8 protein-coding genes are annotated in these 7,347 nt (G+C 59.2%); 3 read left to right on the forward strand and 5 right to left on the reverse strand.

Going from position 1 to position 7,347, the window contains the following annotated elements; genetic code table 11:
* Positions 1-18: 18 nt before the first annotated feature.
* Positions 19-1,827 (forward strand): aminopeptidase P family protein, encoded by a 1,809-nt coding sequence (locus tag ACODTD_RS21130; RefSeq protein WP_489105156.1) that lies wholly within the window; start codon positions 19-21, stop codon positions 1,825-1,827.
* Here ACODTD_RS21130 and ACODTD_RS21135 read toward each other — a convergent pair.
* The gene (locus ACODTD_RS21135) at positions 1,820-2,728 is read right to left on the reverse strand and encodes a LysR family transcriptional regulator (protein WP_011335225.1); all 909 of its coding nucleotides are present in this window, start codon (positions 2,726-2,728) and stop codon (positions 1,820-1,822) included. The two genes, ACODTD_RS21130 and ACODTD_RS21135, sit on opposite strands and share 8 nt — an antisense overlap.
* 112 nt (positions 2,729-2,840) lie before the next feature.
* Here ACODTD_RS21135 and ACODTD_RS21140 point away from each other — a divergent pair, with 112 nt between their 5' ends.
* Positions 2,841-3,839: a zinc-dependent alcohol dehydrogenase family protein gene (locus ACODTD_RS21140; protein WP_011335224.1), complete on the forward strand. Its 999-nt coding sequence runs from the start codon at positions 2,841-2,843 to the stop codon at positions 3,837-3,839.
* Here ACODTD_RS21140 and ACODTD_RS21145 read toward each other — a convergent pair.
* Both ACODTD_RS21145 and ACODTD_RS21150 read right to left on the reverse strand, forming a co-directional pair.
* Complete coding sequence (locus ACODTD_RS21145) at positions 3,836-4,426, reverse strand: 2-hydroxychromene-2-carboxylate isomerase (RefSeq protein ID WP_285355028.1); 591 nt, start codon at positions 4,424-4,426, stop codon at positions 3,836-3,838. The genes ACODTD_RS21140 and ACODTD_RS21145 overlap by 4 nt on opposite strands.
* A gap of 33 nt (positions 4,427-4,459) precedes the next feature.
* Positions 4,460-5,188, reverse strand: a complete 729-nt coding sequence (locus tag ACODTD_RS21150; protein WP_201815671.1) for an SDR family oxidoreductase — start codon at positions 5,186-5,188, stop codon at positions 4,460-4,462.
* Between the two features lie 92 nt (positions 5,189-5,280).
* Here ACODTD_RS21150 and ACODTD_RS21155 point away from each other — a divergent pair, with 92 nt between their 5' ends.
* On the forward strand, positions 5,281-5,850 hold the full coding sequence (locus tag ACODTD_RS21155; protein WP_201815670.1) for a TetR/AcrR family transcriptional regulator: 570 nt from the start codon (positions 5,281-5,283) through the stop codon (positions 5,848-5,850).
* A gap of 10 nt (positions 5,851-5,860) precedes the next feature.
* Here the strand turns inward: ACODTD_RS21155 and ACODTD_RS21160 are convergent, their stop codons facing one another.
* Both ACODTD_RS21160 and rhtA read right to left on the reverse strand, forming a co-directional pair.
* Positions 5,861-6,142 carry a hypothetical protein gene (locus ACODTD_RS21160; RefSeq protein WP_011335220.1) on the reverse strand — a complete coding sequence of 94 codons (282 nt, stop codon included), beginning with the start codon at positions 6,140-6,142 and terminating at the stop codon, positions 5,861-5,863.
* A gap of 168 nt (positions 6,143-6,310) precedes the next feature.
* A complete protein-coding gene (gene rhtA, locus ACODTD_RS21165) occupies positions 6,311-7,198 on the reverse strand; it encodes a threonine/homoserine exporter RhtA (protein WP_011335219.1) in 888 nt (295 codons plus the stop codon).
* Positions 7,199-7,347 lie beyond the last annotated feature (149 nt).

Below are 7,347 nucleotides of genomic sequence, written 5' to 3' on the forward strand. Positions count from 1 at the left end.
TGATTCGCAGGAGACATGATGAGTACCCAGACCTTTACCGAAGGAACGGTTCCCCAGCGCCTCGCGCACACCCGTGAACTGATGCGTCGCGAAGGTATCCACGCGTTGCTGGTGCCGTCCGCCGACCCGCACCTGTCGGAATACCTGCCGGGTTACTGGCAGGGTCGGCAATGGCTGTCGGGTTTCCATGGCTCGGTCGGTACGTTGATTGTCACCACAGACTTCGCCGGGGTCTGGGCCGACAGCCGTTACTGGGAACAGGCGACCAAGGAACTCAAGGGCAGCGGCATCGAGCTGGTGAAACTGCAACCGGGTCAGCCGAGCCCGCTGGACTGGCTGGCCGAGCAGACGCCGGAAGGTGGCGTGGTTGCGGTTGACGGTGCGGTGATGGCCGTTGCGTCGGCGCGCACGCTGGGCAGCAAGCTCGAAGCCCGGGGTGCCAGCCTGCGGACCGACATCGACTTGTTGAAAGAAGTCTGGAGCGACCGTCCGGCGTTGCCGAACGCGCCGATCTACCAGCACCTGCCGCCGCAGGCGACTGTCAGCCGTGGCGAAAAACTCGCCAAACTGCGCGAAACCCTGCAGGAACGCGGTGCCGACTGGCACTTCATCGCCACCCTTGACGACATCGCTTGGCTGTTCAACCTGCGCGGTGGCGATGTGTCGTTCAACCCGGTGTTCGTTTCCTTCGCGCTGATCAGCCAGCAACAAGCCGCACTGTTTGTGGCCTTGAGCAAGGTCGATGCTGAGCTGCGTGCCGTGCTGGAAAAAGACGGCGTAACCCTGCGCGACTACAGCGAAGTCGCTGATGCCTTGCGTGCGATTCCGAACGGCGCGAGCCTGCTGGTGGATCCGGCGCGGGTTACCAGCGGTCTGTTGGATAACCTCGACACTGGCGTGAAACTGGTCGAAGGCCTGAACCCGACCACACTGGCCAAGTCGCAGAAGAGTCTTGCAGACGCCGGCCACATCCGTCAGGCGATGGAGCAGGATGGCGCGGCGCTTTGCGAGTTTTTCACCTGGCTGGAATCGGCCTGGGGGCGCGAGCGCATCACCGAACTGACCATCGACGAAAAGCTCACGGCGGCCCGTGAGCGTCGTCCGGATTATGTGTCGCTGAGTTTCAACACCATCGCTGCGTTCAACGCCAACGGCGCGATGCCGCATTACCACGCCACCCCGGAAGAACACGCGGTGATCGAGGGTGATGGCCTGCTGCTGATCGATTCGGGCGGCCAATACTTGGGCGGCACCACTGACATCACGCGCATGGTGGCAGTTGGTACGCCAACGGATGAGCAGAAGCGCGATTGCACTCGTGTGTTGAAAGGCGTTATTGCTTTGTCCCGCGCGCATTTCCCGAAAGGCATTCTGTCGCCGCTGCTGGACGCCATCGCTCGTGCGCCGATCTGGGCTGAGAACGTGGATTACGGCCATGGCACCGGACACGGCGTGGGTTACTTCCTCAATGTTCACGAAGGTCCGCAGGTGATCGCTTATCAGGCAGCGCCGGCGCCACAAACCGCCATGCAACCGGGAATGATCACCTCCATCGAACCGGGCACTTATCGTCCGGGCCGCTGGGGTGTGCGGATCGAGAACCTGGCGATGAACGTATTGGCTGGAAGCAGCGAATTCGGCGAGTTCCTCAAGTTCGAAACCCTGACCCTGTGCCCGATCGACACCCGTTGCCTGGAACCGTCGTTGCTGACGCAGGAAGAGAAACAATGGTTCAACGCCTATCACGCCGAAGTGCGCGAGCGCCTGAGTCCGCTGCTCGATGGCGCGGCACTGGAATGGCTGAACACGCGTACTGCCGCTATCTGATCGGTTGAAGCTCGGGCGCTGCAGCCAGCGCCTGGGTCATGAAGTCGACAAACGCGTTGACCCTGGCGGACTGGCGACGGTTCGCCGGGGACACGGCGTGAATCGGCAATGATCGGGTCTGGTAGTCCTGCAACAGGGCGATCACTCGACCCGCCTTCAAATCTTCGCTGAACAGCCAGACCGGTGACAGCGAAACCCCCAGTCCTCCCAAGACCATTTCGCGGATCGCTTCGGAGTTGTTGCTCTGGGCGTTGCCCTGGATGCGTACGTCGTGGTGTTGGCCATCCTTCTCGTAAGTCCACAGGTTCTGAGTGCTGAGCAGGTTGAATTGCAGGCAGTTGTGCTGCGCAAGATCCTGAGGTGATTGTGGGTGGCCGTGGCGTCGCAGGTAATCGGGCGTCGCCACCGTGAGCCGGTGGGTGGTGCCGATGCGTCGGGCGATCATGCCGCTGTCGTTCAGCTCGCCGATGCGCAGGCTGACGTCCAGGCCTTCGCTGACCAGATCCAGATTCTGATCGCTCAGTTGCAGGTCGACCTGCACCTGCGGAAAGCGCTGCAGAAACTCCGCCAGCCGCGAAGCGATATGCAAGCGGCCGAAACTGACGGAGGAGCCGATCCGCAAAGGTCCGGCGACGGTTTCCCTGCCGGACTGGAAACTGTGCTCGGCAGCGTCCACGGCGGCGAGGATATTTCGACATTCGTTGTAGTACCGCTGACCTTCATCGGTCAGTGACAGCTTGCGTGTACTGCGGGCAATCAGCTTGCCGCCCAATTCATTCTCAAGGGCGCGCAGCACTTTGCTGATGGTCGGCTGGGTGGTGTGCAGTTCCCGGGCAACGGCGGAGAAACTGCCGCGTTCGACCACCCGGACGAAGATGGCCATTGCGTTGAGCTTGTCCATGAAGCGCCTCATTCATGCCGATTTGGCATGCTTACTATAGTCATTTGACGTCTTATCGGCATGGAGCTGCTGCGGGAACATGGCTTCACTTTCTCCCACAGGAATGACCGAAATGACTGACTCACTGCACATGAAAGCCCTGATAGTGGACACCGCTAACGGGCCGTTACGCTTGGTTTCCCTTGAGCGCCCAGTGGCTGGGGCTGGACAGGTACTGGTGCGGATCAAGGCCAGTGGTGTTAATCCGCTGGATCTGAAAATCCGTGCAGGGCAGGCCGCCCATGCCCGGCAACCGTTGCCAGCGGTGTTGGGGCTTGATCTGGCGGGTGTGATCGAAGCGGTGGGTGAGGGCGTGCAGGATTGGGTGCCGGGCGATGAGGTGTATGCGTTGGCCACGGGCATTGGTGGCGCGCAAGGTTCGTTGGCCGAGTTTGCAGTGGTGGACGCACGACTGCTGGCGCGTAAGCCTTTGAACCTGAACCAGCGTGAGGCTGCGAGCCTGCCATTGATATTGATCACGGCGTGGGAAGGCCTGGTGGATCGGGCTCGGGTGAGTGCGGGGCAGAAGGTGTTGATTCACGGTGGTGCGGGTGGTGTCGGGCATGTGGCCGTTCAACTGGCCCGAGCATTCGGTGCAGATGTTTATGCAACAGGTTCTGTGAGGCAGCGCTCGATCATCGAGGGTTACGGTGCGACGTTCATCGATTATCTAGAGAGCTCGGTGGAGGAGTATGTCGCCGAGTTCACGGCGGGGGAGGGGTTCGACATTGTCTATGATACGGTCGGCGGCGAGACGCTGGACGTTTCCTTCAAAGCTGCACGGATCTACAGCGGACATGTACTGAGTTGTCTGGGCTGGGGGCAGCACAGTCTTGCGCCGTTGTCGTTTCGTGGGGCGACGTATTCGGGCGTGTTCACCTTGCTGCCGTTACTGACCGGCAGTGGGTGTGAGCATCATGGCGAGATTTTGCGCCAGGCTGCCGCGTTGATTGAGTCCGGGCAGCTGCGACCGCTGCTCGATCCGCATCGGTTCACGCTGGAAACCGCAGCAAAAGCCCATGAGCTGCTTGCAACGAAAGCAGCTCAGGGGCGTTTGGTTGTGGAGATTTAGCGAAGGGCTTCCAGCACGAAGTCGAGCCGGTCCTGACCGAAGAACAACTGTTTGTCGATGAACATGCTCGGCGCGCCGAAGACGCCGCGCTTCACTGCGGTCTCGGTGTTGTCCTTGAGCATGGCCTTGACTGCGTCATCGTTGGTCAATGCCAGTACCTCTTCAGGATTGAAGCCATGTTCGGTCAGCACGGCGGCAACCGCTGCCGGCTCATCGAGGGGGCTCCCTTCAACCCACAGCGCTTTGAACAGGCAATCGATGAACGGCTGAAAGCGATCGGGATGTCGCAGCTGAATGCCGGTGACCGCGCGCATCAACATCAGGGTATTGATCGGAAAATGCGGGTTGAATTTCAAGGGTACACCGTAGCGTTTGGCGTAGCGGTCCAGGTCCTGAAACATGTAACGACCCTTGGCCGGGATCATTGCCGGCGACGCGTTGCCGGTGGCTTTGAAGACGCCGCCCAGCAACATCGGAATGTAGATCAACTGGCTGCCGGTCTCGGCGCAGATTTTCGGCAGTTGGGTGTACGCCAGGTAAGTGGCGGGGCTGCCGAGATCGAAATAGAACTCCACGCTTTTGCTCATGTTCGCTGCACTCTGTTTTTGTTATTGGGGGAATTACCAGCGTTCGTTCCACGGACGCAGATCCAGCTCGAACGTCCAGGCGTCCCGTGGCTGGCTATGCAGATACCAGTAGTTCTCGGCGATATGCTCTGGATTGAGAATGCCGTCCTGGTCCTTGGTGGCATATTTGTCAGGGAAATTGTCGCGGATGAAATCGGTATCGATGGCGCCGTCGACCACGACGTGGGCGACGTGAATGTTCATCGGGCCAAGCTCTCTGGCCATGCTCTGTGCCAGAGCCCGGATACCGTGCTTGGCTCCGGCAAACGCGGCGAAGCCGGAGGCACCGCGCAATCCGGCAGTCGCGCCGGTGAACAGGATCGTGCCGCGGCTACGGGTCACCATCCGTTTGGCGACTTCCCGGGCATTGAGAAACCCGGAGAAGCAGGCCATTTCCCAGATCTTGAAATACTTGCGGGCGGTTTCTTCGAGGATGCTGCAGGGCACGTTGGCGCCGATGTTGAAAACGAATGCTTCAATTGGTCCGAGACGCGTCTCGATATCCTCAATCAGTGCAATGACGTCTTCTTCCTTGCGCGCATCGCAGGCAAAGCCGTGTGCTTCGCCGCCGGCCGCCTGAATGGCTTCCACCAACGGCTGCAATTTGTCGGCGCTGCGCCGCGTTACGCAAGCGATGAATCCTTCCCTGGCGAACCGTTTGGCGATGGCACCGCCCGTGGCATCACCTGCACCGACGACCAATACGACCTTCTTGTTATTCATGGGTGGTTCCCTTTAGTAAACGATCGTTAAGTGAACGAACGTTATGCTAGGATTTGCTCAGCGTCAAGGCACTCAATTGTGAGGACAAATACATGCGGTACTCCGCCGGTCACAAGCTGGAAACCAAAGAAAAGCTCCTGCAAAGCAGTTCGCTTTCTGCGAAAAGAAGCGGGTTCTCATCAATGGGTGTCGATGGCCTGATGAAGGCGATCGGTCTGAGTGGGGCGGCGTTCTACAGTCACTTCTCGTCCAAGGACGCGTTGTTTGCGGCGATCGTCGAGCGGGAGTTGTGCCAGAGTCTGGAACGCTTGGGCGGGCAGGGTACACAGGATCACGAACGGCTGGAGCGGTGCCTGAAACTGTATTTGAACATGGCCCATGTCGAGCAGCCTGAACTGGGCTGCGCATTGCCTGCGCTGGGCGCCGAGATAGCGAGGTCGGATATTGTTGTGCGGGAGCAGGCCGAGCTGTGGATTTGTAAGCTTCAGGAAAGTTGGGCGCAGATTCTGGAAAGCGACAGCCTGGCTTGGGCCATTCTGTCGCAATGTGTCGGGGCACTGGTGGTGGCGCGTATGTTGGCGTCGCCCAAGATTCAGCAGCGTGTGCTGAAGTCCTGTCATGAAGAGATCGGGAACCAGCTCGCCGCTTCGCGAGTGCAGTAGCGGCGATGGTTTATTTGCAGATGACGATCATGCTGCGGCTGGTGTAACCGGCGGGGTTGAGACCGAAGGGGTAATCACCCGGTTCTTCCACGGCATCACCTGATTTTGCGATGACCTTGTAGCCCTTCGGCGCGCAAGAGTTCGCGGCGCTGGTGTAGCACTTGTCCCAAGAGGAGGACAACCCCGAACAGTTGATGTGCAGCCCTTTCTTGCCATGCTTGACCTGGGTCTTCGACGTCGCCGCGCAGCCTGCAACGGCCAGTATGGCGATCAGAATCAAAATTCGTTTCATTACCGTCCTTATGGCGGCCTCGAGTCTGGCGCTCGGGTCTGCCTGTATTCGCTCTCGCTTGAAGCGTTCCGATGTCCCTGTCCGAAAAAATCCATGTCTGGCATTGGGTTGCGAGGCTAAACATGGCCTAAATGAGCGCCAATTGCCAGACCTTCGTTCAATCCCTTTTCAATCCGCCGCGATGGCGGGTTTGGCAGTGTTGCCCATGGTCATGGTTGCACCGACGGAGGCCAGAATAATGCACAGGATCGCCATCCATTGTGACAGAGAGAGGTATTCCTGAAGGAATAGCAGGCCCGACAGCGCTCCAAAGGCCGGTTCAATACTCATCAGTGTGCCGAAGGTGCGGGCGGGCATGCGGGTGAGGGCGACCATTTCCAGAGTGTAAGGCAGGGCAGTGGACAGGATCGCCACGCCAATAGCGATCGGGATCAATGCGGGAGTCAGCAATGCGCTGCCAGCGTGGACGATACCGATGGGGGCGACGAACAGGGCTGCGATCATCACGCCAAGCGCCGCGGTGGTCACACCGTTATCTGCGCCGGCCTTCTGGCCAAACAGAATGTACAGCGCCCAGCAAAAGCCAGCTCCCAGCGCATAGCCTGCACCGACCAGATCGATACCTGATGTCGTAGCGCCTGTGGGTATAAGCAACAGCAACCCAATGGCTGCAAGGGCAATCCAGAGAAAGTCGATCGCGCGACGCGAGGCATAGATGGCGACCGCGAGAGGGCCGGTGAACTCCAGGGCAACTGCGATGCCGAGCGGAACAGTGCGTAACGACATATAGAAGAGGAAGTTCATGCCTCCTAGCGCCATTCCATAGACAATCACCGTGCGCAGTGACTTGGCCGTCAGCTTCGCTCTCCAGGGTTTGAGCAATACCAGCATGATCACGCTGGCGAAGATGAGGCGCAGTGTTGTAGTACCTTGAGCGCCAACGATGGGGAACATGCTTTTGGCCAGTGAGGCGCCGGACTGAATCGATGCCATGGCTATTAATAGAAGGCCAACCGGAAACAAGGTTGAGGCAAGGCTGCGAGGCTGGTCGTTCATTGCGTGGCATCATCCGGGGAGGGAACTGGGGTGTGTTGGGCAATATAGTGCGCACTCACTGCGTTCGCGTCTATATAGAAGCGGCCTTTTTCACTTTCTTGATAGAAAAAGCAAATTAAGGGTTGACGGCAGATTCTGAGTCTCTATAA

The sequence above is a fragment of the Pseudomonas sp. FG35 genome (assembly GCF_057809295.1).

Bases quoted from the DNA above. Each gene is read 5' to 3' on its own strand.
- ACODTD_RS21130 (WP_489105156.1), top strand. From the start codon at position 19: ATGAGTACCCAGACCTTTACCGAAGGAACGGTTCCCCAGCGCCTCGCG.
- ACODTD_RS21135 (WP_011335225.1), bottom strand. From the start codon at position 2,728: ATGGACAAGCTCAACGCAATGGCCATCTTCGTCCGGGTGGTCGAACGC.
- ACODTD_RS21140 (WP_011335224.1), top strand. From the start codon at position 2,841: ATGACTGACTCACTGCACATGAAAGCCCTGATAGTGGACACCGCTAAC.
- ACODTD_RS21145 (WP_285355028.1), bottom strand. From the start codon at position 4,426: ATGAGCAAAAGCGTGGAGTTCTATTTCGATCTCGGCAGCCCCGCCACT.
- ACODTD_RS21150 (WP_201815671.1), bottom strand. From the start codon at position 5,188: ATGAATAACAAGAAGGTCGTATTGGTCGTCGGTGCAGGTGATGCCACG.
- ACODTD_RS21155 (WP_201815670.1), top strand. From the start codon at position 5,281: ATGCGGTACTCCGCCGGTCACAAGCTGGAAACCAAAGAAAAGCTCCTG.
- ACODTD_RS21160 (WP_011335220.1), bottom strand. From the start codon at position 6,142: ATGAAACGAATTTTGATTCTGATCGCCATACTGGCCGTTGCAGGCTGC.
- rhtA (WP_011335219.1), bottom strand. From the start codon at position 7,198: ATGAACGACCAGCCTCGCAGCCTTGCCTCAACCTTGTTTCCGGTTGGC.